Below are 19,710 nucleotides of genomic sequence, written 5' to 3'. Positions count from 1 at the left end.
TCAGTCCAACTTGAAGGTGGCGCTCACGCTGGCCCGGATTTCCCGCGGGCCGACGCTCGACACGGTGTCGCTGCTGGCTCTCGCTTCTGCCATCATCATCGGCACCGGGCGGTGGCCGCCATTGATGTTGATGGTGACGATCTCGCCGCAGGCCTTGTCCAGTTGCTGCGCGACAAATGCGCAGCGACTGCGGGCATCCTCGATGGCTCCGGCCAGCGCCTGTCTCTGCAAGTTTTCTTCATCTGAATGGAAGAACTGATGTTCTCCCAAGTGGTACTGAAGCCCGATTTTCTGGGCTTGCTCAAGTAACGGATTCAGGAGCTCAAGGTCGTTAATTGAAAAACTGACGGTCTGGCTGGCCACGGCTACCCGCTCGGGCTTCTGGCCACGTTCCTGAACAGGTAATGTGCGGGTGTACAGGTTAACGTTGGCGTCAGAGTAATCCTCAAGGCGGTCGCGCAGGCTCCGTACCGCCTTTCGCCACTGTGCCATAGTTTCCGTCAGTTGCTCAGAGGCTTTTTCTGGCAGGTTATGCTCGGCGTTTGCAGTGAACTGAAGTCGGGCACTGTCCGGTGCATACTTCACGCTAGCTTCCCCGTCCAGACTGACTTCACCGGCCAGGGCGGTCATCGGTATCGCCGATACCGTCAGGACTGTGGCGGCCAGAGCCATCGCGTATTTTTGTGGTGACATGATCATTCTCCTTGAGGATTGAGCGCCGTCGTCCGGCTCTCCAACCGTTCCAGTTTCCGAGCCCGGGCGGCATGCACAAAGTGGCTGAATATCCGCCGGTGCCCGGAGTGATACAACAAGTATTCCGGGTGCCACTGAACGCCCATCAGCCATTGCTCTCCAGTGTTCTCAATGGCCTGGACAAACAGGTCGTTGTCCACAGCCGTTACCTTCAGGTTTCGCCCTAACTGCTTGATGGCCTGGCTGTGAATGCGGTTAGCGCCGATGATCGTGCTGTGCATCAGGCGGCCCAGTCGGCTGGTGTGCACCAGCTGGACGGTTTGCAGTGGCAGTAGCAGCGGGCGGTGACGGGTTTTCATTCTTAACGGGGTGACATTTTGACACAATGAACCGCCGTGAAAGATATTGATAAACTGGGCGCCGCGGCAAATCCCGAGCACCGGAAGCGCAAGGTGCTCTGCCTGCTCCAACAGGCGGTGATCGGTTTCGTCTCGTTTCAGGTCGTATCTCGCGGTCACCTGAGGCTGCTGGCCATAACGGTTGGGGTGGACGTGGGTGCCGCCCGACAGCACCAGCCCATCCAGCAGTGACACATCGGTTTTTGAGCCGGGTCGGATGTAGTGGGTGTGGGCACCGTGCAGCCTTAATCCGAAGCTTATCAGCCGATGGGTCGTGCTGCGGCGCACCGGACCGCTAATGCCAATGGTCAGCCCGGGCGTTTCCGGGGCGTCGTGATGATCAGACATAACCGTGTTGTTTCAGCCATTGGTTGGAGGTCTCACGCCAGGAATGGGTCAGGTTATGAAGGCTGAGTTTCTTGGCTGCCCGAAACGATTCCCTGAGCGCCTTCAGGTCATTTGGGTTATTGGCGAGTTGTTCGAGCACCACCCAGTCATTCCAGACGGTTGAGAAGTGCCACCGGGGATTATCAATGTCACAGTCGGGCAGCCGATAATGCAAGGTTGGTCGGCTCTTGATTCTCGGGTCGTTGACGTACTCTGCCAGCAACTGCGGATCGAGATGCGCGAACAGCGGCAACAGATCCAGTGCCTTGTTTCTGGTCGGGTTGTCGTGAAGGTAGTCCTTCATCAACGTTTTGATGTCCGGGTGGTAATCATCAGCCATGAGCTTTTCAGTATACCGGCTGCTCCAGGGTTCAATATAGGTGGTGAACTTTCGGCTGATATCGATCTGGTGCCGTGACTTGAGCCAGTCATACAGTGCCGCAAAGGCCTGCAGATAACGCACAAGGGTCGCAGGCTCAAGATCTGGCAGCTCAGGATTGAGCTGCAGGCCAAAGGCAAAATAGATGGCTTCACGGCTGCCTTCGGCGCCAGCTTCTCTGAGCTGGTCCACCAGGTGTTCAATGATGCTCACTTTAGAAAAGGCAAGCGGCGGCCCTACGATCTCCAGCGGAACGATTCTTTCCGCTGCAAAATCGATCACATCCATGGCGTGGTTGCCCAGGTCCCGAATAGATTGCGGCAGTCGATCATCATCGAGGTCAAGATCCTTGATCGGGTCTGAATCCAGTTCAATGGTAAAGGTGCCGGCCTGTGTCTCAAGCTTGGTGACGTATCTGGAGGTGAGCTCCGGGGTGCCATCGAGCAACCGTGACGCAAGGCCAATCAGCTCATCGTAGCTGAGCCCGGAGAGTTCAATCTCGACCCCGACCTTTCTTTCTTCACCTTGATGATTCTTCAGTTGATCCGGCATCTTACAGCGATCGTTTGAGTTCATAGGTTATTGGCGTCCTTATAGCTCGAAGGGCTTCACCTTAACATAAGGATTCGCAGCCTCCTGTTAACTGGCAGAAAAAAACACAGTGGGCTTTACACTGGATAAAACACTGTATATAGTCAAATTACTGTATATAAAACCAGGATGCTCAGACCGGAGTAATTGCATGAAGCTGACCGCGCGACAGTCCCAGGTGCTGGATATTATCCGGCGCTCGATAGATGAAACCGGCTACCCCCCGACAAGGGCGGAGATTGCGACTGAGCTGGGCTTTCGCTCGGCAAACGCGGCGGAAGAGCATCTGCGGGCACTGGCCAGAAAGGGGGCTATTGAAATGGTGCCGGGGGCCAGTCGCGGCATACGCCTGCCGGAAGTCGAGCCGGATCCGGGATTGCCTGTTATCGGCCAGGTGGCCGCAGGTAGCCCAATTCTGGCCCAAGAGCACATCGAAGACCATTGTTCGTTACTGCCGGGCTTCTTTTCGCCCTCGGCCGATTACCTGCTCCGGGTCCGGGGCATGAGTATGAAAGATATCGGCATTCTTGATGGTGATCTGCTGGCGGTGCACAGCACTCAAGATGTTCATAACGGGCAGGTTGTGGTCGCCCGGGTCGGTGACGAGGTCACGGTAAAGCGGTTTCGGCGTGAAGGTTCCAAAGTCTGGCTGATCGCTGAAAACGAAGAGTTTGCACCGATTGAAATCGATCTAACAGAACAAGAGTTGTTTATCGAAGGTCTTGGCGTAGGTGTGATCCGTCGATCAGATCTGCACTGAGCACCAGACATCAGATACGCGTAATGCAGGAAGGTGAGTAATGGAACAGTTGAGCTTCAATCAGAACATGGCGTTCCAGCCGGCGGCCGTCATTCCGGCGCACGGGGTTTCTGCTGGTCAAGGGCGAGCCAAGGTTCGCCGCTCACCCTCAGGCAGTGCCGGGCAAGCGAAACCCGTCAGCGGAAACGTGACGGAGATTATCCTTCCGGAAGGTCAGGTCGACAACGTTCAGTTATTGCTGCCAATGTTGACCCAGTTGAATCAGGAAAAACGCTGGCTGGCCCTGATCGATCCACCACAATCCCTGGTGGGTAAATGGCAGAAGATGAACAGCATTGTGGCCACCGAAATATTGGTGTTGCGTTCAACCCCGGACTTTTCCGCGCAGCAACTGGCTGAGCGTGCTCTTTGTGCAGGTACCTGTCACGCGGTTGTGCTCTGGACAAACAAGCTTGGTCGGCCAGCCTTTGAGTCCCTTCAAAAGGCTTCGGCACAAGGTGACAGTCACGGTGTGGTGTTGCGTCACCGGTAAGGCTGGTCAGTGCAGGGTGTATTGGGGGCGAGACTCGGTCATTTCGTTATCGTCATCGTCCCAGTCAATATCGTGGGCAATAGTTCCTGCAGCTTCGATGCCTGTAGCAATCATGGCTTTGGCAACATTCAGGTCGCGATTATCCATCATCTCCCGGGCTTCTTCCGAAAAAGAGATGCGAACCAGAGGTGCTGCGTCGTCGTCAGTGCGGCGTAGAGCGTAATCGCCATCGGCCAGTTGTATGATTTCAAAAAACGATGGTGACATTCGTTCAACCTTTGTCTTGGTAAATTCGGTATTGCGTAATGGGATGGCTTACCACTCGCCGTGCTGGTCTTCAATGCTTCGGGCAAGCCTGGTGATTGCCGCAAGTGTATGTTTCAGGGCCGCGGGGGAACGGTCCGGACCCTGCTCAACGGAAATCGCAATAATATTCTCGGTGGTAACGTTCTTGCGCGTCACGTGCGGCTGACTCAGTGCCTCCTCAAGCTGGTCCAGGTGATGCCACCAACTCCCCGCTGTGTCGGACAGCGCTTTTAAAAGCTGAACCTCGTGCACTTCATACGGAAACAAGGCTTCCAGCTCGGTCAGTGAGTCTGGTTTTCCCGCTTTGTGCTGGTGGCAGCGCGCGATCATGATCAACAGCAACTTACGCGCCCTCAAGAGCAGTTCTGTTGCCCCCTGGGATAGCGCTTCTTTGTCTGCTGCGGGATTTCGACTCGTGTTTTCGTTACCCCCGTCTGATTCGAGTCTGGTCAGTAAGGTGCTGGCCAGAAAAAGCTTTTGGGAGACCAGAGAGTACCATTGTGATGCCATACGCCACCCGCACCTCATAAACTCGTTGAAGATCATTCAGAACAGCCGCCGAACTCTATCATTTTTGCTCGGATATTTCTTGCCCTGTTAATGAGTACCTGATTTGGTCGTGTCACAAGAAAATACAAACAATCACTTGAAACGACCGTTTGAAAGTGGCAAAAAGGCGTGCAGTTTGGACAAGTTTTGATCGTCTTGTGATCCATTTGGAGGTTTTAAGGATGCGGAACCGGCTAATTGCTGCAATAGCGGCGGCGGTAATGGGGTTTTCCGCCCCGGTTATGGCAAAGGTGTCTTCGGCTGAGGCAGAGCGCCTGAAGAACGATCTGACACCTGTAGGTGCCGAGCGCGCAGGCAACGAGGCGGGCACCATTCCGGCATGGACCGGCGGACAGGCCACGCCTCCGGCCAACTGGCGGGAGGGCACGATTGAAACCAGTCCGTTCCCTGAGGATAAAGCGCTGTACGTGATTACCCGGAATAATCTGGATCAATACCGTGACAAGCTGTCTGACGGACATATCCAGATGCTCGAGCAGTACGGGCCGGAATTCTTTATGCCGGTATATCAGACCCGGCGCACTGCAGCGTTTCCGGAGCATGTTTACGACAAGTTCCATGAGAATGCATTGTCGGCTGAGCTACTTGATAACGGTAATGGGGTTCGGAACACTATCATGACAAGCCCATTCCCCATTCCACAGAATGGACTTGAGGCGATCTGGAACCACATTCTTCGTTATCGCGGCGAAGAGCTGTCGTTCCGCAGTGCTTCCGCCACCCCGCAGCGGGATGGCTCATTCAACGCGGTGGTTAATAATTACGACTACTTCTTTGCCTATAGCCGCCCCGGTGCCGAACTTGAAGATATCGATAACAAGATCTTCTACCTGAAGACCGAAACGAATGCGCCGTCGACACTGGCCGGCACCATCACCCTGGTACACGAAACGCTGGATCAGGTCCGCTCACCCCGTCTGGCCTGGCGATACGATGCCGGTTCTCGCCGCCTGCGGCGCTCACCGAACCTGGCCTACGAGACCGACTTGCCGAACTCATCGTCACTGCGGTCAGTGGATCAGAAAGATATGTATAACGGTGCGCCGAACCAGTACGACTGGGAATTGAAGGGTAAGCGAGAGCTGATTGTGCCTTACAACGCTTACAAGCTGCACAGTGAGGCTGTGCGTCCCGAGGATGTCCTTAGAGCGAACCATATCGATCAGAGCCTGGCCCGTTATGAATTGCATCGTGTCTGGGTAGTTGAGGCCACGCGTCGTACCGGTATCAGCCACATTTACGATCGTCGTGTGTATTATATTGACGAAGACAGCTGGCAGATCCTGGCCACTGAGGAATACAGCGACGACGGTGAGCTTTGGCGCGTGTCCGAAGCTCACAACATCGTTTATTACAGTGTGCCGGTCTTCTGGACCACCATGGAAATGACGTATGATCTGAAAGCACAGCGCTATTACATTGATGGTCTGGATAATGGTTACCCGGCTTACAACTTTAAGCCCGGCTATCGTGGCAACGAGTTTACCGCAGCAGCAGCTCGTCGGGCAGCCCGCCGGTAAACTGCAAGTCAGGGGTGTTTGCCCGTTCAGGGAAACGCCCCGGCTTGACGTGTCTGCCAGGCCGGTAATATCCCGTCTACCCCTGGAGAAAACAGCATGGCAGACTCTCACGCCCTCCTTGAAAGTCTTGACCAACTCAGGTCAGAACTGAATCAGGCCCTTGCCGATCAAAACTGGGAGCAGCTTGCAGAGCTGAACGCCCGGGTGAAGCCCACGATCGAGCCGTTAATGCTTGAGTTGGAAGCAGGGCGCATTGATCCGGCGCTGATACGTGACCGGCTTGAAGCCTTGAACGAGTTTGTGGAATCGGCTAATCAAGTTGCCGTCAAGGCCCGCGATGAAGCCCGGGAATCCCTCAAGGGCGTCAATCAAAATCGAAAAGCCTCCCGCGCTTACGAGAATGTATCAACTACCCCCCGAAGATAGCGTCATTAAATTGACTCTGGCGCCCAGACAGTCTTAAATACCGCACAAATTCCCAAAGAGATTGCTGTGAATGTCCAAAAACAACAAGGTGCTGGTACTGAGTGAAGATGAGTCCAGACGCAAGGACCTGATCACCATTCTCGAGTTTGTCGGCGAAGAAAAGGTCTTGGCTGGCGACGACGCATTGGCACTTCTGGAAAGTGGCGACGAACAGGCCAGGAACGAGATTAGTGTCGCGGTCATCAACGGCGAAGATGCCGCCTGTGCCCGGCACGTGACCGGTATCTGCAAACTCACGAAGGGCTTGCCGATTTTATTGGTAGGTGATCCTCAATTTAAGGGCGTGTCGGAAGATGACGGTGCCCGCATCATTGCCAGAATGGAATGGCCACTGAATTACAACAAGTTTGTCGATTCGCTGTATCGCGCCCAGATCTACCGTGATCAGTTCAGCCGCAGCAAGGAGCGTGGTCAGCAGCGCAGCGTTCAATTGTTCCGCAGTCTGGTCGGCACCAGCCGCAAGGTGCAACAGGTCCGTCAATTGATGGAACAGGTGGCAGACAAAGACGTCAGTGTGTTGATTACGGGCGAGTCGGGTACAGGCAAAGAAGTCGTTGCCCGCAATCTGCATTATCACTCGTCTCGTCGTGACAAACCCTTTGTTCCGGTTAACTGTGGCGCGATTCCCGCTGAGCTGCTTGAGAGTGAGCTTTTCGGACATGAAAAGGGCGCGTTTACCGGCGCGATCACGGCTCGGGTGGGGCGTTTTGAACTGGCTGAAGGCGGCACTTTGTTTCTCGATGAAATCGGGGATATGCCGTTGAATATGCAGGTCAAGATTCTCCGGGTTTTGCAGGAGCGCACTTTTGAGCGGGTTGGCAGTAATCGCACTCAGTCGGCCGACGTTCGGGTTATTGCGGCGACCCACAAACATCTTGAAGAGATGATTGAATCCGGCGATTTCCGGGAAGATCTGTATTACCGGCTCAACGTTTTCCCCATTGAAATGCCGGCATTGCGCGAGCGGGTTGAAGACATTCCGCTGCTGATCAATGAGCTGATCTCCCGAATGGAGAAAGAAAAGCGGGGCTCTTTGCGCATGAACTCCGCGGCCATCATGAGCCTGTGCCGCCATGACTGGCACGGCAACGTGCGAGAGCTGGCGAATCTGGTTGAGCGCCTGGCCATCATGCATCCTTTCGGGGTGATTGGTGTACAGGAGCTGCCCAAGAAATTTCGTTACGTGGACGACTACGACGAGAACCGGCCGGTGGAAGACAATGGCATGCCTTCCATTCCGGGTTTGATTGGGCTGGATGCCCCGGCACTGCTACCGGTCAACGGTATCGATCTGAAAGACTATCTTTCCAATCTGGAAAAACAGCTGATCCAGCAAGCTCTGGACGAAGCCGGCGGGGTTGTCGCTCGCGCCGCTGAAAAGCTGCGAATCCGGCGTACCACGCTGGTGGAAAAAGTGCGCAAGTACGGCCTTCGGGACGACACCGAAGAAGCCTGATAAGTGAGTTCTAGCGGCGTCAAAGGTTTGTAACCTGTGACGCCACTCTTGTTTTTGAATGACGGAAAGTCGTCATCCCCGCTTTTCAGAATATTCCTACCCATTGAAAGTTATCAGAAAACTCAAGTTGGCACGGTGTTGGCTTAACCTAACCTGAACGAAAGTCCGAAGGTCCGTTCCGGATCCGTCAGGGGGAAGGTTATGAATCACGCACACGTTGTCATGGAATCTGCGCACCAGAAGGCCGACGCCAATGCCGCCGCTGATGTGAACGACAAAGTGACGGCTTTGTTTCCGCAGCAGGATGACGAGGCGGTCGATTCCGCGCTTGAACTGTTCAATCGCATGTCCCGGCAGATTACCGACTCATACCGAACCCTGGAATCCCGAGTTAACCAACTTTCCGGAGAATTGACTCACGAGACCCATCAGCGTCAGCAGGAGCTGGAAGCGAAAGAGCAATTGGCCGATCGCCTGTCTACTTTGCTTAATGCGCTACCTGCCGGTGTGGTGGTGCTCGACAAGCAGGGCGTGGTCAGTCAGTGCAATCCGGCCGCGACCGCCCTTCTGGGTGAACCATTGGATGGCGAACGCTGGGTAGACGTGATTCGGCGCTGTTTCTCGCCTCGTAGCGATGACGGCCACGAAGTATCCCTGAAAGATGGCCGGCGCGTCAGTATTGAAATTCGCACCATGGAAAATCAGCCCGGCCAGCTCATCCTGCTGACCGACCTGACCGAAACCCGGCAGCTGCAATCCCAATTGGCCCACGCACAACGGTTGTCTGCCATGGGCCGGATGGTAGCCTCGCTGGCGCACCAGATCCGTACCCCGCTGTCCGCGGCCATCCTGTACGGTGGTCACCTGAGCCAGCCCGACCTGGATGAAGAATTACGCCAGCGCTGTGCCTCACGACTCATGTCACGACTGACCCATCTTGAACAGCAGGTCAGGGACATGTTGATTTTTGCGCGGGGTGAGACCCGGCTGGCGGAAGAGTTATCGGCCAGTAAGCTGGCGGCTTCGCTTGAGGCGGCCGTTGAAGGCCTGAATCCCGCGGCCGGGGCATCTGTGACGCTGGAAAACCGAATCGATCAGCGATGTCGCCTTATGTGCAACCGCGACGCCCTGGTAGGTGCCTGCATGAACCTGGTGAACAACAGCCTGGAAGCCGGTGCAACAGACGTCCTGGTGAAGCTTGAGTCTTCTGCTCGAGGTCTGGAGGTTCAGGTGCTGGACAACGGTCCGGGATTTTCATCGGAACAGGCCAGCAGAATCACGGAAGCCTTCTACACCACCAAATCCCATGGCACCGGGCTTGGCCTGGCGGTCGTGCAGGCGGTGGTCAAGGCCCACAAAGGTCAGTTTTCCATTTTCTCGCCGACGCAGGGTGGGGCGGTGGCAACACTGCAAATGCCAACCCTGATTGGCAGAGCATAACGAATAGCAGTAGGAGGCAGATAGCATGGCTAAGGCCCAGATTCTGATAGTTGAAGACGACCGCGACCTGCGGGATGCGCTGGTGACCACGCTGGAGCTTGCGAAATTCCAGGTGTATGAAGCCGCCAACGGTAAAGAAGCTCTGGTCAGCCTGGCCCGAAACCCCGTAGACATGGTGGTTAGCGACGTCAATATGCCGGGCATGTCTGGCCACGAATTGCTGGCCGAAGTGCAGCGTCACTATCCGGGTTTGCCAATGATGCTGATTACGGCTTATGGCCAGATCAGTCATGCGGTGTCAGCCATGCAATCGGGTGCGATTGATTATCTGGTTAAACCGTTTGAGCCCCAGGTACTGGTGGATGCGGTCACCAAGGTGGTGGGCGGTAGCCGTCAGAAATCCAGTGACGAGGCGATCGCTGAAGACCCCATCAGCAAACGCATGTTCCAGCTGGCGGCAAAAGTTGCTGGAAGTGATTCGACCGTGATGATTTCCGGCGAAAGCGGCACCGGCAAAGAAGTGCTGGCCCGCTACATTCATCAGCAGTCACCGCGCGCGGATCAGCCCTTTGTGGCCATCAATTGCGCGGCGATTCCCGAGAACATGCTCGAAGCCATTCTGTTCGGCCATGAAAAAGGCGCTTTCACCGGGGCGGTTGCGTCTTCACCGGGCAAATTTGAGCAGGCCAATGGCGGCACCATCCTGCTGGATGAGATTTCTGAGATGGATCTTGGCTTGCAGTCCAAGTTGTTGAGGGTACTGCAGGAGCGGGAAGTTGAGCGAGTCGGCGGTCGCAAGACCATCTCCCTGGATGTGCGGGTGATTGCCACCACCAACCGGGATCTGGGCCATTATGTGCGTGAAGGCAAGTTCCGGGAAGATCTGTACTATCGATTGACGGTGTTCCCGATGCATTGGCAGCCGTTGCGGGAGCGCCCGCTGGATATTCTGCCACTGGCCAAATACCTACTCAAAAAACACTGTCGGAAAATGAAGCTGACCGGGCTCACGCTGGCCGAGGATGCCCGCAAGGCGATGATCAGTCATGGTTGGCCAGGCAATGTCCGGGAGTTGGACAATGCGATCCAGCGCGCCCTGGTGCTGCAGCAAGGTAATGTTATTCACGAAGGGGATCTGTGCCTGGAGCTTGGCATCACCGGCCGCTCAGAGTTGAGCAGTCCGGCTGTGCAAGCATCACCAGCACCGGTTCAGTCTCAAAATGCCGAGTTTGTTGAGCCACTGGACACCTCGGTGGAGTCGCTTGCCATGTCGGCCGCGGAAGAATGCCCTGAGGCAAGTTCGCTGGGTGATGATCTGCGCCAGCAAGAGTTCCGTATCATCATTCAGACCCTCAGGAAAGAGCGTGGGCGTCGCAACCGGGCCGCAGAGCAGTTGGGTATCAGTCCCAGAACACTGCGTTATAAGCTGGCTCAAATGCGCGATGCCGGAATCGATCTTGAGTCTGAACTCGCTATGGCATAGTTCTTGTCTGTTATCGTGCAACTGTACTCCTTCGGGCACCCTTCGGGGTGCCTTTTTTTCTGCCTGAACGCCGCTCCTGCTGCCGTCAAATGTCTGGCGGTCATTGTCAGAGTTGAAAGTTTTTTTACTGCAATACACTGAAAAATATCAATATAAAAATTATGGCCTGCTGTTTGCTTTATCTCAAGAAAGTGAAGATCAAGTGACACCCCGTGGGGTTAGCCTGGAGAGAGATATGGTTCAGCGTGCCGACATCAACAGCGTTTTGTCAGACATTCGTTCTCTGCGTTCCCAGATGATGCAGAATCAGCGTGTCGAGCAGGATCAATCGGTTCGTGGCCGGATCGACGGTCCTCGCAGTGTTCAGGAACCCCGGGAAGTTTCCAGCTTCAGCGACATGCTGGGCAATGCGGTCAACAGCGTCAACGACACGCAAAAGCAGGCCAATGAGCTGCGCACCGCCTACGATATGGGTGACCCGAATGTGGACATCACCCGCGTGATGATTGCAGCCCAGAAATCGTCTGTGTCCTTCGAGGCCCTCACCCAGGTGCGTAACCGGGTGGTCAGGGCTTATGAAGACATTATGAACATGCCGATCTGATAACGGAGTACCCGCATGGCAAGCGTACCTGCACAAACTACTGCTTCTGACGTGCCGGCAACCCAGGACACAGGCGCACCGGAAAGCCGCAGCAATTTGCTGCTCGGGTTTAATCGCTTGCACCTGCTGCGTCAGGTCGGGTTAATGGTTGGACTGGCAGCCAGTGTGGCGTTGGGATTTGCTGTGGTGCTCTGGGCCCAGGAGCCCAACTATCAGCCGGTAGTGGGGGACTTGTCTGCCTACAACCCGCAGGACGTTACCAGCATTCTCGACAGCAACGGCATCAAATACCGGATGGATCCACGTACCGGTGCGTTGTTGGTACCTTCAGAAGAAGTCCACAATGCCCGGCTGAAACTCGCTGCCGAGGGCGTTACTGATCGCAAAACGATCGGGTATGAGCTGCTGGATCAGGATCGTGGTCTGGGCACTTCCCAGTTTATGGAAACCATCAGTTATCGCCGAGGTCTGGAAGGCGAGTTGGCCCGCACCATTGCGACCATGCGTGGTGTCCGCAACGCCCGAGTGCACCTTGCTATTCCTGAGCGTTCGGTATTTATTCGTGATGCCCGAGAGCCGACTGCGTCGGTATTTCTTGAAGTGTTTGCCGGGCGCCGACCGGAGCAGGAGCAGATCCGCGCCATTGTCAATCTTGTGGCCGGCAGCGTCCCGATGATGAACCGGGAGCAGGTGACCGTGGTGGATCAGAATGGCAACTTGCTGACCGGCGACGAAGCCCGCGGTGATGTGGATCGGATGAAAGATCAGTACGAGTACACCTCAAGAGTAGAAGAGCGGCTTAGCCGTCGTGTGGCGTCGATGATTTCACCCATTGTAGGCAACGGCCGGTATCGTGCCGAAGTGAGTGCCGATCTGGATTTCTCTGCGGTCGAGCGTGCCGAGGAGTTGTACAACCCGGAACAGCAGGCGGTTCGCAGCGAGCGTGAATTGAGTGAGCAGCGCGGCGCCGGCGCCAACGGCGGTATTCCGGGTGCACTCGCTAATCAGCCTCCGGGCAATGCCACAGTGCCTGAGCAGGTTGATGCGGAGAATGGCGACGGCGCTCCGGCGGCGCCAGTCAATGTGCGCAGGGAATCCACGCGCAACTATGAAATTGACCGCACTGTCAGTTACACCCGCCAGGAAATGGGCGGCGTCAAGCGTGTCACCGTCGCTCTGGCCGTTGACGACATGCGAGTGGTTAACCCGGAAACCGGCGCAGTCACCTTCGAACCCTGGCCGGAAGTAGAGCTTCAGCGCCTGAGCATGCTGGTGCGTGATGCCGTTGGCTATTCGGCGGCTCGCGGCGACAGTGTCACGGTGATGAACACCGCTTTCGCCCAGGAAGAAACCATGGAGTTCGATACACCGGGTTTCTGGGAGCAACCCTGGTTCTGGGATCTGATGAAGCAGGTGTTGGCTGGCCTGGTCATTCTGATCCTGGTGCTCGGGTTACTGCGGCCGACCCTGAAAAGCCTGTCCGGTGCCGGGAGTAAAGAGCGTGGCGACGATTCGGATGGTAGTTACGGCGGCGGGCTTGACGGCATTGAAGGAGGTGACGCCCTCAGAGAAGCGATGTCCTCACAGGATGACTTGCTGTTGCCCGGAGCCACAGACAGCTATGATAGGCAGGTAAATGCTCTCAAGGGCCTGATTGCAGAAGATCCCGCCAGGGTTGCACAGGTTATGCGTCAGTGGGTGAACGTTGATGACTGAAGAAAACGGCCAGTTACAGGGGGATAATACCCCCCGGAAACAGCAACGCAAGATTCCGCGCGTGGAGCAGGCGGCCATCCTGTTGATGTCGCTGGGTGAGACAGACGCGGCCGAAATACTGAAGCACATGGGCCCGAAAGAGGTGCAGCGTGTTGGCGTTGCCATGGCCCAGATGAAAGACGTCAGCAAAGACGACGTCACTTTTGTGCTTAACCAGTTTGTTGAGGCGGTGGGCGGGCAAACCGGGTTGGGTGTTGGCAACGACGACTACATCCGGGCCATGCTGACCCAGGCCCTGGGCGACGACAAAGCCGCCAGCCTGATCGACCGTATTCTGGTCGGTGGCAATACCACCGGTCTCGATACCCTGAAGTGGATGGAGCCGAGGGCTGTCGGCGATATCATCCGTTACGAACACCCTCAGATTCAGGCAATCGTTATCTCTTACCTTGACCCGGACCAGGCCGCCGAAATTTTGGCAACCCTGGACGAAAAGGTCCGGCTCGACGTGATGATGCGGGTTGCCTCACTCGAAAGTATCCAGCCCCAGGCCTTGCAGGAACTCAACGATATTCTTGAAAAACAGTTCTCAGGAGGCTCTGCAGCCCAGACCAGTCGCATTGGCGGCATCAAACGGGCGGCCGACATCATGAACTTCATGGATCGCGGTATTGAGGGCAACCTGATGGACTCCATCAAAGACATGGACCCGGATCTTGCCTCTACCATCGAAGATCTGATGTTTGTTTTTGATAATCTCAAAGAAGTCGACGATCGCGGCATACAGGCGTTGCTCAGAGAAGTGTCTTCCGAAGTATTGGTGGTGGCGCTCAAGGGCTCCGACGAAGCCGTCAAAGACAAGATCTTCAAGAATATGTCCAAGCGGGCGGCGGAATTGCTGCAGGATGACCTGGAAGCCAAAGGCCCGGTCAAGGTCAGCGAAGTGGAGTCTGCCCAGAAAGACATCATCAGTGTGGCCCGACGCATGGCAGAGGCCGGCGAGATTTCGCTTGGCGGTGCCGGTGAAGAAATGATGTGATGAAAGATTCCGATCAGGACACCAAGCGTATCCCGAAAGAACAGCTGACCGCCTGGGAGCGGTGGGAGTTGCCCCTGCTTGACGAGCGTGGCAACCAGGTGATTCACGAGCAAGAGGTCAAACCGTTGACCGCCGGTGATCTGGAAGAAATCCGACAGGCCGCCAGAGAAGATGGTTTTCAGGAGGGCCGGCAAGCGGGCTATAAAGATGGCTTTGAGGAAGGTCGTGCAGAAGGCCACCAGGAAGGTTACGGTGCCGGCGAAGCGGAAGGGCGAGAGCAGGGCAGTCAACGGGCGGCCGAGGAAACCCGCAAAGAAGTGGAGTCGCGCACAGACCGTCTTGAGCACCTGCTGGGAGAGTTGATGCTACCGATACAGCGCCACGAAGAAGAGCTTGAGACGGTGCTGGTTAATCTGACCACCGTGTTGGCTCGGGCCGTGGTATACCGCGAACTGAGCATGGACTCTTCCCAGATCCGACAGGTCGTGCGCAAAGCTCTGGCCGCGTTACCCTCGACCGCTGACAACCTGCGAATCCATATTCATCCGGATGATCTGGAGCCGGTTCGGGAAGTGGCCGAGCGGCTGGAAGTCAGCCCGTCTATCGTAGAAGACGATACAGTGCTGCCCGGAGGCTGTCGGGTCGAGTCTCGGCACAGCCTGGTGGACTATACCGTTGAGAAACGCTTTCAGCGTGCGGTGCAAGGCATGCTGGAAGAACAGTTAAGTGACAACCCCGGCGCAGAAAAGGAAGAACTGAACACCTTGATGGGCGAGCTGAGCGATTTTCATCGCGATGTTCTGAGCGAGTCCGGCATGAACACTCCGGACACCGCACACCTTGCCTCTGAAGCGCCTGACACCAGTCCTCAACATGCACCAAGCACACAGGATGAGGACGATGACCTCGCGCCTGGCTGATCGGTTGCGCCAGCTGCAGGGCGCGATTGCGGCCGAACCGGCACCGGAATTGTCCGGCCGCCTGACCCGTATGGTGGGCCTCACCCTTGAGTGCGTTGGCTGCCCCATGGTGGTGGGTGATCGTTGCGTGATCGAAGGCGAGGGCACTGGCAGTGTCGAGGCCGAAGTGGTCGGTTTCGAAGATGACAAAGTCTACCTGATGCCGCTGACCGCCATCGAGGGTCTGAAACCTGGTGCCCGGGTGGTGCCGTTGTCTTCGGCCAGCCGGGTGCCGGTGGGACCGCAAATGCTCGGGCGCGTGGTTAATGGTGCCGGCGATCCGCTGGACGGCAAAGGACCGTTGCAGGCCGAGGCCCGGGTTCAGCTGACCGGAGACATTATTAACCCGCTCAACCGTGCTCCGGTGCGACAGTCCATGGACGTCGGTATCCGGGCCATCAATGCCTTGCTGACGGTTGGCCAGGGCCAGCGTCTGGGCCTGTTCGCCGGCAGTGGTGTTGGTAAGAGTATGCTGCTGGGCATGATGACCCGGTTTACCGATGCCGACATCACCGTTGTCGGGCTGATTGGTGAGCGGGGCCGAGAGGTCAAGGAATTTATCGAGGACATTCTGGGTGATGAGGGCCTGGCCAGATCGGTGGTGGTGGCGTCTCCGGCGGACGATTCACCTCTGATGCGCCTGCGTGCAGCTATGCTGACCACGCGTATTGCCGAATATTACCGTGATCAGGGCAAGCGGGTGCTGCTGTTGATGGATTCCCTCACCCGTTATGCCCAGGCCCAGCGGGAAATTGCCCTGGCGGTGGGCGAGCCGCCGGCGACCAAAGGCTATCCGCCCTCGGTGTTTGCCAAGCTGCCGCAACTGGTTGAGCGCACGGGGAATGGCCGCCCGGGGGGTGGCTCCATCACCGCATTCTACACCGTATTAACCGAAGGCGACGATCAGCAGGATCCGATCGCCGATGCGGCCCGGGCCATTCTGGACGGCCATATCGTGCTGTCACGACGGCTGGCGGAAGAAGGGCACTACCCCGCCATTGATGTGGAGGCTTCGATCAGCCGGGTGATGCCTCAGGTCACCAGCCCCGAGCATTTTTCCCGGGCACAGCGCTTCAAGCAGGTTTATTCCCGTTACCAGCAGGCCCGTGACCTGATCAGCGTGGGTGCTTACGTTAAAGGCTCGGATCCGGAAACCGATTTTGCCATTCAGCACATTAGCAACATGCGGCAGTTTCTGCAGCAAGACCTCAATGCCAGTTCGCCGTTGATCGAAAGCATAGAGCAGCTTCTGGCGGTGGTGCCCGAACGGCGTTCCCCTGACCGTATCAAGACGGCGGTACCTGGCGCTCCCGCCGAGCGGGGTGATGGCTGATGCTGCGCTCAAAGCGGCTTGAGACGGTGCTGAACCTTGAGCAACGCAAAGAAAAAGAAGCCATGGAGCGCTTAGGGGAGGCCAGGAAGCAGGTTGAAGCCCATCGCGAGCAGGTGGCCAACCTTGAGCGCTATCAGCAGGAATACCGGGATCAGATTCGGGCCAGTCAGCAAGGTGTGGTACCGGTTACCCGCCTGCAGGCCTGGGCAGCCTTTATCGCCCAGCTGGACCAAGTGATCGTTCAGCAGAATCGCCAGTTACAACAGGCTGAACAGATGTTCGAGGCCCGCCGCTTAGAATGGCTGCAGGCCTGGGAGCGCCGCCGGGGCATGGAGAAATTTATAGAGACGTGTCGGCAGCAAGAGCAGCGAGAGCGCGACCTGAGCGAGCAAAAGCTGGCGGACGAGGCCGCAGGCAGAGCCTTCGCCCGCAAGCACCGTTAACGGTTGTTGATGAACTGAATCAGATGCAACAGATGCATTTTTTGGTAACTTGTCTATGCTTAGTCAGGTAAGGCTGCAACCGGAACAAGGAGAATCGCAATGCTCGTTGATGCACAGCGCACGGAGGTCAGGCAATGCCGATAGAAGCGCGCCGGAGTGATGACGGTCAGACTCTGACAATCCGGGTCGAGGGCCGGTTCGACTTCAGTACTCACCAGGCCTTTCGCGATGCCTACGAGCACAGTGATCCAGCCGTTACCCGTTACGTTGTTGATCTTTCCGATACTACCTACCTCGATAGCTCCGCGCTTGGCATGCTGCTGTTGTTAAGGGATCACGCTGGTGGCGACAGCGCGTGTATTTCCGTCGAGAACTGCAACAGTGATGTCCGCCGCATCCTCGCTATCTCCAATTTTGAGCAGCTTTTCAGCATCCGCTGAGGCTAGCGCCTTGAAGGTACTGATCGCTGAAGACAGCGACAGTGACCGTCTGATCCTTTCTGCGTTTGTTCGGAAGCTGGGCCATGAGGTGTTCGAAGCCAGCGACGGCATTGAGGCCGTGGCGCTGTTCGCCGATGTTCAACCGGATATCGTTCTGCTTGATGCGCTGATGCCGAGAATGGACGGAATGGAAGCGGCCCGGCAGATCAAGGCGCTGGCCGGTGAGCAGCTGGTTCCTTTGATCTTCCTGAGTTCACTCTCAGATGCCAGTGAATTGGCCCGCTGCCTGGAGGCCGGGGGCGATGATTTTCTGGTAAAGCCCTACAACCGCGTCATTCTGGAAGCCAAGATCAACGCGTTCAACCGGATGCGGACGATGCACCGGGTGCTCTCCGCTCAACGGGATCAGATCCGCCGACAGAATGAAACGATGGTTGAAGAGCAGAAGGTTGCCCGGCGTGTTTTTGACAACGTCGCTCATACCGGTTGCCTGAACGCCGATAACATCCGTCACCACGCATCGCCCTTGTCTGTGTTCAATGGCGATGTGTTATTTGCCGCTGACCGACCTGGCGGCGGCACCCTGATTTTTTTGGGAGATTTCACCGGGCATGGTCTGCCGGCGGCTATTGGTGCCATGCCCGTGGCCGAGATTTTCTATGGCATGGCATTCAAGGGGTTCAGCGCAGCCGACATCCTCCGGGAAATTAACCGGAAATTACGAATCATTCTGCCCCCGGGCATGTTCTGTTGTGGCGCGATGCTGGATGCTGATTTCAAACTTGGCCAGTTGCGGACCTGGAACGGCGGGCTGCCCGATGGCTGGTTGGTGCGAGCCGATGGCGAGCGTACTGTCATTGCCTCTAAACATCTGCCGCTGGGTGTTCATCCACCCGAGCAGTTCAGCGCGTCGATGACGGTGCTGCCGGTGGTTCCGGGTGATCAGGTGATTGTCATGACCGACGGTTTCCCGGAATCCAGCAACGAGCAGGGGCAGCAGTTTGGTGAGGCCGGCGTTCGGCAGGTGCTGGACCAACTTCAGCCGGGTGAAACCCCGTTTCATGCCTTGATGGCTCACATCCGTCAGTTCACCGGAAAGCCGGAAGCGGCCGATGATCTCACTCTGTGTGCGTTGGAAATCATTCATCAGGAACAATATCAGGCGCAGAATGACCGCCCGCCGGAATCGGCGCTGTTCGGACCGGTAGACTGGCACTGTGTCTATGAAGTCAGAGAGCGAACGCTGGCGGACTTCAATCCACTGCCATTGCTGTTGCACATCTGTATGGAAGTGCCAGGGCTGCGCCGAAAAAGCGGCGAGGTCTACACCCTGCTGTCTGAACTCTACAACAACGCCCTGGAACACGGCGTGCTGGAATTGCCATCAGAGTGGAAAGCCTCGCCCGATGGCTTTGGCCACTATTATCAGGAACGAAAACGGCGACTCACCGAAACCGGTGGTCACTACATACGGTTTTCTCTGAGTCACCAACCCACCGCCACCGGTGGTCAGTTACAGGTAGTGTGTGAAGATAGCGGGAAGGGCTTTGATTTTGCCCGTTATTTTGAGAAGGTGTCTGAGATGCAGCTGCCGTCAGGCCCTCGATATGCCGGTCGCGGCCTTGAAATGTTAAAACGAATGGCACGGCAACTGCGAGTGCACGGTCGCGGCAACCACGTTGAACTTGTCTATGATTGGGAAACGACCGAGACCAATGACGGTGTAGAGCCTGGTCATAACGAAACGCTGAGGATCGCTGATGACTGACAAAACACATCTTGACGAAGAAGCGTTGGCTGAATTGCAGGATGTCATGGAAGATGAGTTTGACGTGCTGATTCAGACCTATCTGGCAGATTCACGAACCCGCCTGGACAGTCTCCGACAGACTCTGGAGGCCGCAGACGCGGATGCGTTTGCCAAATCCGCCCACAGCTTCAAAGGTAGTTGTGTCAACATCGGGGCACCGTATCTGGGGGTATTGTGCATGGAAGCCGAGCAGCTGGGTAAAGCCGGTAATCTGGCAGCGGCTCCCGCCATCGTTGACGCCATCGAAAGTGAGTTTGCTGAGGTCAGTGCACGCCTTGCAGTGTTTGGTGGCGCCTCCTGAGCGTTGTCCTGGCATTGCTTTTGCTAATACCTGTAAAGGAGCCCGAAAGTGGCTAACACAGGAT

General features: G+C 56.5%; 21 protein-coding genes. 16 read left to right on the top strand and 5 right to left on the bottom strand.

Annotated elements, in window-relative coordinates; translation table 11 throughout:
• From C7H08_RS17050 to C7H08_RS17040, 3 genes are read right to left on the bottom strand one after another with little or no spacing between them, the layout of a single operon-like run.
• Complete coding sequence (locus C7H08_RS17050) at nucleotides 1-693, bottom strand: SIMPL domain-containing protein (protein ID WP_106673413.1); 693 nt, start codon at nucleotides 691-693, stop codon at nucleotides 1-3.
• 2 nt (nucleotides 694-695) lie between these two features.
• Nucleotides 696-1,439: a gamma-glutamyl-gamma-aminobutyrate hydrolase family protein gene (locus C7H08_RS17045; protein ID WP_106673412.1), complete on the bottom strand. Its 744-nt coding sequence runs from the start codon at nucleotides 1,437-1,439 to the stop codon at nucleotides 696-698.
• Nucleotides 1,432-2,433: an amidoligase family protein gene (locus tag C7H08_RS17040; protein WP_106673411.1), complete on the bottom strand. Its 1,002-nt coding sequence runs from the start codon at nucleotides 2,431-2,433 to the stop codon at nucleotides 1,432-1,434. Before C7H08_RS17040 ends, C7H08_RS17045 begins: the two co-directional genes overlap by 8 nt.
• Nucleotides 2,434-2,599: 166 nt before the next feature.
• Here C7H08_RS17040 and lexA point away from each other — a divergent pair, with 166 nt between their 5' ends.
• A complete protein-coding gene (gene lexA, locus C7H08_RS17035) occupies nucleotides 2,600-3,208 on the top strand; it encodes a transcriptional repressor LexA (protein ID WP_106673410.1) in 609 nt (202 codons plus the stop codon).
• A 40-nt stretch (nucleotides 3,209-3,248) separates the two neighbouring features.
• Nucleotides 3,249-3,740: a cell division inhibitor SulA gene (locus tag C7H08_RS17030; RefSeq protein WP_106673409.1), complete on the top strand. Its 492-nt coding sequence runs from the start codon at nucleotides 3,249-3,251 to the stop codon at nucleotides 3,738-3,740.
• Nucleotides 3,741-3,746: 6 nt separating this feature from the next.
• On the opposite strand, the gene C7H08_RS17025 is transcribed toward C7H08_RS17030, so the two are convergent.
• Nucleotides 3,747-4,007, bottom strand: coding sequence for a hypothetical protein (locus C7H08_RS17025; protein WP_106673408.1), 261 nt, complete (start codon nucleotides 4,005-4,007; stop codon nucleotides 3,747-3,749).
• A gap of 48 nt (nucleotides 4,008-4,055) precedes the next feature.
• Nucleotides 4,056-4,556 (bottom strand): DUF6586 family protein, encoded by a 501-nt coding sequence (locus C7H08_RS17020; RefSeq protein WP_106673638.1) that lies wholly within the window; start codon nucleotides 4,554-4,556, stop codon nucleotides 4,056-4,058.
• Nucleotides 4,557-4,777: 221 nt separating this feature from the next.
• Between C7H08_RS17020 and C7H08_RS17015 the strand changes: the two genes are divergently transcribed.
• The 14 genes from C7H08_RS17015 (at nucleotide 4,778) to C7H08_RS16950 (ending at nucleotide 19,646) form a co-directional block, all read left to right on the top strand.
• A complete protein-coding gene (locus C7H08_RS17015) occupies nucleotides 4,778-6,136 on the top strand; it encodes a DUF1329 domain-containing protein (RefSeq protein ID WP_106673407.1) in 1,359 nt (452 codons plus the stop codon).
• Nucleotides 6,137-6,232: 96 nt separating this feature from the next.
• Complete coding sequence (locus tag C7H08_RS17010) at nucleotides 6,233-6,562, top strand: SOS cell division inhibitor (RefSeq protein WP_106673406.1); 330 nt, start codon at nucleotides 6,233-6,235, stop codon at nucleotides 6,560-6,562.
• A 70-nt stretch (nucleotides 6,563-6,632) separates the two neighbouring features.
• Entirely contained in the window at nucleotides 6,633-8,078 is a 1,446-nt protein-coding gene (locus C7H08_RS17005) for a sigma-54 dependent transcriptional regulator (RefSeq protein WP_106673405.1), read from the top strand.
• Between the two features lie 201 nt (nucleotides 8,079-8,279).
• Nucleotides 8,280-9,518: a sensor histidine kinase gene (locus tag C7H08_RS17000; RefSeq protein ID WP_106673404.1), complete on the top strand. Its 1,239-nt coding sequence runs from the start codon at nucleotides 8,280-8,282 to the stop codon at nucleotides 9,516-9,518.
• A gap of 25 nt (nucleotides 9,519-9,543) precedes the next feature.
• Entirely contained in the window at nucleotides 9,544-11,001 is a 1,458-nt protein-coding gene (locus tag C7H08_RS16995) for a sigma-54-dependent transcriptional regulator (protein WP_106673403.1), read from the top strand.
• A gap of 235 nt (nucleotides 11,002-11,236) precedes the next feature.
• A complete protein-coding gene (fliE, locus tag C7H08_RS16990; RefSeq protein WP_106673402.1) occupies nucleotides 11,237-11,605 on the top strand; it encodes a flagellar hook-basal body complex protein FliE in 369 nt (122 codons plus the stop codon).
• Nucleotides 11,606-11,620: 15 nt separating this feature from the next.
• Nucleotides 11,621-13,321 (top strand): flagellar basal-body MS-ring/collar protein FliF, encoded by a 1,701-nt coding sequence (fliF, locus tag C7H08_RS16985; RefSeq protein WP_106673401.1) that lies wholly within the window; start codon nucleotides 11,621-11,623, stop codon nucleotides 13,319-13,321.
• Nucleotides 13,314-14,360, top strand: coding sequence for a flagellar motor switch protein FliG (fliG, locus tag C7H08_RS16980; RefSeq protein ID WP_106673400.1), 1,047 nt, complete (start codon nucleotides 13,314-13,316; stop codon nucleotides 14,358-14,360). Before fliF ends, fliG begins: the two co-directional genes overlap by 8 nt.
• Nucleotides 14,360-15,280 (top strand): flagellar assembly protein FliH, encoded by a 921-nt coding sequence (locus C7H08_RS16975; protein ID WP_106673399.1) that lies wholly within the window; start codon nucleotides 14,360-14,362, stop codon nucleotides 15,278-15,280. The genes fliG and C7H08_RS16975 overlap by 1 nt, the downstream gene beginning before the upstream one ends.
• Nucleotides 15,261-16,652: a flagellar protein export ATPase FliI gene (fliI, locus tag C7H08_RS16970; RefSeq protein WP_106673398.1), complete on the top strand. Its 1,392-nt coding sequence runs from the start codon at nucleotides 15,261-15,263 to the stop codon at nucleotides 16,650-16,652. Before C7H08_RS16975 ends, fliI begins: the two co-directional genes overlap by 20 nt.
• Nucleotides 16,652-17,095, top strand: coding sequence for a flagellar export protein FliJ (gene fliJ / locus C7H08_RS16965; protein ID WP_106673397.1), 444 nt, complete (start codon nucleotides 16,652-16,654; stop codon nucleotides 17,093-17,095). The genes fliI and fliJ overlap by 1 nt, the downstream gene beginning before the upstream one ends.
• Nucleotides 17,096-17,229: 134 nt before the next feature.
• Nucleotides 17,230-17,535: an STAS domain-containing protein gene (locus tag C7H08_RS16960; protein ID WP_106673396.1), complete on the top strand. Its 306-nt coding sequence runs from the start codon at nucleotides 17,230-17,232 to the stop codon at nucleotides 17,533-17,535.
• 10 nt (nucleotides 17,536-17,545) lie between these two features.
• Entirely contained in the window at nucleotides 17,546-19,303 is a 1,758-nt protein-coding gene (locus C7H08_RS16955; RefSeq protein ID WP_227663320.1) for an ATP-binding SpoIIE family protein phosphatase, read from the top strand.
• Nucleotides 19,296-19,646: an Hpt domain-containing protein gene (locus C7H08_RS16950; protein ID WP_106673394.1), complete on the top strand. Its 351-nt coding sequence runs from the start codon at nucleotides 19,296-19,298 to the stop codon at nucleotides 19,644-19,646. The genes C7H08_RS16955 and C7H08_RS16950 overlap by 8 nt, the downstream gene beginning before the upstream one ends.
• Nucleotides 19,647-19,710 lie beyond the last annotated feature (64 nt).

It is taken from the genome of Marinobacter halophilus (genome assembly GCF_003007685.1).
Taxonomy (GTDB): domain Bacteria; phylum Pseudomonadota; class Gammaproteobacteria; order Pseudomonadales; family Oleiphilaceae; genus Marinobacter; species Marinobacter halophilus.
This window is presented reverse-complemented; position numbering and strand designations above follow the sequence as displayed.

What these genes read in the sequence shown, in the direction of transcription:
- C7H08_RS16950 (WP_106673394.1), top strand. Translation starts at nt 19,296, where the DNA reads ATGACTGACAAAACACATCTTGACGAAGAAGCGTTGGCTGAATTGCAG.
- C7H08_RS16960 (WP_106673396.1), top strand. Translation starts at nt 17,230, where the DNA reads ATGCCGATAGAAGCGCGCCGGAGTGATGACGGTCAGACTCTGACAATC.
- C7H08_RS17000 (WP_106673404.1), top strand. Translation starts at nt 8,280, where the DNA reads ATGAATCACGCACACGTTGTCATGGAATCTGCGCACCAGAAGGCCGAC.
- C7H08_RS17005 (WP_106673405.1), top strand. Translation starts at nt 6,633, where the DNA reads ATGTCCAAAAACAACAAGGTGCTGGTACTGAGTGAAGATGAGTCCAGA.
- fliI (WP_106673398.1), top strand. Translation starts at nt 15,261, where the DNA reads ATGACCTCGCGCCTGGCTGATCGGTTGCGCCAGCTGCAGGGCGCGATT.
- C7H08_RS16995 (WP_106673403.1), top strand. Translation starts at nt 9,544, where the DNA reads ATGGCTAAGGCCCAGATTCTGATAGTTGAAGACGACCGCGACCTGCGG.
- C7H08_RS17045 (WP_106673412.1), bottom strand. Translation starts at nt 1,439, where the DNA reads ATGTCTGATCATCACGACGCCCCGGAAACGCCCGGGCTGACCATTGGC.
- fliE (WP_106673402.1), top strand. Translation starts at nt 11,237, where the DNA reads ATGGTTCAGCGTGCCGACATCAACAGCGTTTTGTCAGACATTCGTTCT.
- fliF (WP_106673401.1), top strand. Translation starts at nt 11,621, where the DNA reads ATGGCAAGCGTACCTGCACAAACTACTGCTTCTGACGTGCCGGCAACC.
- C7H08_RS17025 (WP_106673408.1), bottom strand. Translation starts at nt 4,007, where the DNA reads ATGTCACCATCGTTTTTTGAAATCATACAACTGGCCGATGGCGATTAC.
- lexA (WP_106673410.1), top strand. Translation starts at nt 2,600, where the DNA reads ATGAAGCTGACCGCGCGACAGTCCCAGGTGCTGGATATTATCCGGCGC.
- C7H08_RS17015 (WP_106673407.1), top strand. Translation starts at nt 4,778, where the DNA reads ATGCGGAACCGGCTAATTGCTGCAATAGCGGCGGCGGTAATGGGGTTT.
- C7H08_RS16975 (WP_106673399.1), top strand. Translation starts at nt 14,360, where the DNA reads ATGAAAGATTCCGATCAGGACACCAAGCGTATCCCGAAAGAACAGCTG.
- fliG (WP_106673400.1), top strand. Translation starts at nt 13,314, where the DNA reads ATGACTGAAGAAAACGGCCAGTTACAGGGGGATAATACCCCCCGGAAA.
- C7H08_RS17050 (WP_106673413.1), bottom strand. Translation starts at nt 693, where the DNA reads ATGTCACCACAAAAATACGCGATGGCTCTGGCCGCCACAGTCCTGACG.
- C7H08_RS17010 (WP_106673406.1), top strand. Translation starts at nt 6,233, where the DNA reads ATGGCAGACTCTCACGCCCTCCTTGAAAGTCTTGACCAACTCAGGTCA.
- C7H08_RS17020 (WP_106673638.1), bottom strand. Translation starts at nt 4,556, where the DNA reads ATGGCATCACAATGGTACTCTCTGGTCTCCCAAAAGCTTTTTCTGGCC.
- C7H08_RS17030 (WP_106673409.1), top strand. Translation starts at nt 3,249, where the DNA reads ATGGAACAGTTGAGCTTCAATCAGAACATGGCGTTCCAGCCGGCGGCC.
- C7H08_RS17040 (WP_106673411.1), bottom strand. Translation starts at nt 2,433, where the DNA reads ATGAACTCAAACGATCGCTGTAAGATGCCGGATCAACTGAAGAATCAT.
- fliJ (WP_106673397.1), top strand. Translation starts at nt 16,652, where the DNA reads ATGCTGCGCTCAAAGCGGCTTGAGACGGTGCTGAACCTTGAGCAACGC.